This is a genomic window from Rhizobium sp. PEPV16 (assembly GCF_008919455.1).
Lineage (GTDB): Bacteria > Pseudomonadota > Alphaproteobacteria > Rhizobiales > Rhizobiaceae > Rhizobium > Rhizobium leguminosarum_Q.
The window spans coordinates 74,433-77,069 of the sequence record NZ_VSZV01000348.1 but is presented as its reverse complement, the minus strand read 5'-3'; the positions used below and the strand labels follow the sequence as shown (position 1 = coordinate 77,069).

At 62.8% G+C, this 2,637-nt stretch carries 3 protein-coding genes; all 3 read right to left on the bottom strand.

The features are described 5' to 3' along the window. Window positions 1-217: 217 nt before the first annotated feature. Window positions 218-727 (bottom strand): nuclear transport factor 2 family protein, encoded by a 510-nt coding sequence (locus FY112_RS29640; RefSeq protein WP_151519934.1) that lies wholly within the window; start codon window positions 725-727, stop codon window positions 218-220. 122 nt (window positions 728-849) lie between these two features. Next, window positions 850-1,626: an SDR family oxidoreductase gene (locus tag FY112_RS29635; RefSeq protein WP_151519933.1), complete on the bottom strand. Its 777-nt coding sequence runs from the start codon at window positions 1,624-1,626 to the stop codon at window positions 850-852. A gap of 119 nt (window positions 1,627-1,745) precedes the next feature. Then, the coding region (locus FY112_RS29630; RefSeq protein WP_151519954.1) for an NAD(P)H-binding protein at window positions 1,746-2,637 on the bottom strand (892 nt) is incomplete at its 5' end.

The window sequence follows — 2,637 nt, the reverse complement described above, 5'->3', positions numbered from 1 at the left end:
CGTTGAATCTGATTTGCTTGCCCTTGGGAATCCCAAGACGTTAAATCGTCACTACGGCCTAGCAGTGCTAGATCGCCCGAGCGACCCTTTGGGCGCAACCAGACGGAACCGGGTTCGGGCCGGGTATCGCAGGGGTATGGACCGCCGGGGCGCCGGCCGGATCGTGACCCTTCTCCCGTGCGATCGAAAATCAGTAGGCCTGAGCTTCATCACGTTTCTAGAAATGAAACGCTTTGTCCTCTGAGACATTCTCGACCCGCTTGTGGCGGACGCGCCAGTCACCGGTTTCAGTCCTGGTGAGCCGGTCCGTCACCATGGCGTAAGAGATCAGCTTCGGCAGATGCTCGTCATATTCCATGATCTCCATCGGCGCGGTCTTGAGTTTGCCGGCCTGGCTCGATGGAGCGATGCGGATGAGCAGGATGTAGTAGGTGACGACAATGTCGTCGCCAGGCCCGGCATCGACAACGTGGTTGCAGTTGTGCCGACGAACGCCATGGGTGATCGGCTCGTAGGCCTTCAGGAATGCCGCCAACTCCTCCTTGCCCGCACTTCGCCCAAGCGGATGATCGACGATCACATCGTCCGAGAAGGCGGCAAGCAGTTCCTCCGATTGCCAACGGTCGAACAGGAAATTGATCCGGTTCACGAAATCAATCGCCTCGAACCGGGTGTCGGCGTCGATGCGCCGCTTCGGTTGGTCGAGCGGCATCGCATTGGTGCTCATAGAAATTCCTTTCGTAAAGGTTGGACAGCACGTCGCCGAGCCCTCGCGGCAAATCAGGAGCCTGGGCTGACGTTCTTCAGCGGTCTAAGGCTGGCGAACCTCGGGCGCATTTCGGTTGTGTCCTAGACGAGCGAATCCACGACGCCCCCGTCGACTCTTAGCGCCGCACCGGTCGTGGCGGACGCGAGGGGAGAGGCGACGTAGACTACCATGTTGGCGACTTCCTCGACCGTTGCCGGCCGCTGGATGATCGAGGTCGGCCGATGCGTTTTGACGAAGTCGATGCCGGCTTGCTCGAAGGACTGCTCGGCGGTTACATGCCCCTTGAGCATCTCGGCGGCGCCTTCGGACATGGTCGGGCCGGGCAGCACCGAGTTAACCGTCACTCCCGTGCCAGCCATGCGCTTGGCGAGACCGCGCGCGACAGCCACGTCGGCGGTCTTGCTGACGCCGTAGTGGATCATCTCGACGGGAATATTGAAGGCGGATTCCGAGCCGAGGAAGATGAAGCGCCCCCATGACTTGGCAGCCATTTTCGGAAGATAGGCGCGAGCCAGGCGCACGCCGGCCATGACGTTGACCTGCCAGTGGCGGTCCCAGATCGCATCGTCGGTCTCGAAGAAATCCAGCGGCTGAAAGATGCCGAGATTGCTGACGACGATATCCGGCTCGGGTTTGGCCCGGATCATGGCGTCACACCCCTCGGCCCCGGCGAGGTCGAGTGCATGGCCGCGCGCACGGCCGCCGAGGCGCGCCACCGCCGCATCGACCTTTTGCTGGGTGCGGCCGTTGATGATCACGTCTGCGCCTGACTCATGGAGTCCTCGGGCGATGGCAAATCCGATGCCTTCCGTGGATCCTGTAACGAGTGCGACTTTACCTGAAAGGTCGATGTTCACTTTGCTTCTCCTGGAAAGATTGGGTGGGCGACGCGTGCATCGCGCCCACCAGCATGTTGAACGGATCCTGCGCTTGGGACCCGGTGATGGCAATGTCCTGTCGGTAATGTGGGAGCGGCTTACGCCGCCGCGTCCAGCGTATTGAAGGCGGCCCGGTGCGACGCGACGAAGGCCTGAACGGTCATCGGCGGCACGCCTGTCACCTCAGTGATGATCTTGTCGGCGCCCGAGAAGATGCCGTTCTGATAGTCGAGGGCGATCGCACAGAAATGCTGGATCAAAAATTCCGGCAGGCCGAACTTTTCCAGGCGCGCGCGATAGGCGGGGATGGTCAGCGGCTGGTAGCTGATCTTGCGGCCGAGCACTTCGCCGATGGCCGCGGCGATGCCCGGCTGGTCAAGCTCCGTCGGCCCATGAAGCGTGTAGGTCTTGCCGATATGGGCGGCCGGATCGGCCAGCAGCGCTGCGATCAGGCGGGCCTGGTCTTCGGCCGCGATCGGGGCATGACGGCCAGCGCCGTAGGGCAGATCGATGATGCTCTGCTCGACGATCGTCTTGCGCGCAAACGGATAGAGCAGCCATTGCGAGAAGAAGGTCGGCCGCAGGTGGATGGTGGGAACGCCCGACCAGTCGAAGATCCGTTCGGCGATCCAGTGATCACGCGCCGCATGGCTCTTGGAATCTTCCCGCGCCGAGATCTGCGACATGTTGATCACGGCCTTCAGCCCGGCGCGCTTGGCCGCATCGGCGAAGTATGCCGTTGTCTGGATGATGCCGGGACGGACGGGATAACAGAAGTAGGCAGCGGTCGCGCCGGCGGCGGCGCGGATCACGTCGTCATGCTCGAAAAGGTCGCCGACCACGACCTCCGCGCCTTCGCCGCGAAGCGCGTCAGCGCGCTCGTCCTGCCTGTGGACCATCGCGCGGACGGCGTGGCCTTTTTCGAGCAGGCGCTGGACGGTGTAGCGGCCGGTCTCACCGGTGGCGCCGGTAACGAGGAACGTGTCGGTC

Coding starts and splice junctions, on each gene's coding strand:
- FY112_RS29640 (WP_151519934.1), bottom strand. CDS start 727: ATGAGCACCAATGCGATGCCGCTCGACCAACCGAAGCGGCGCATCGAC.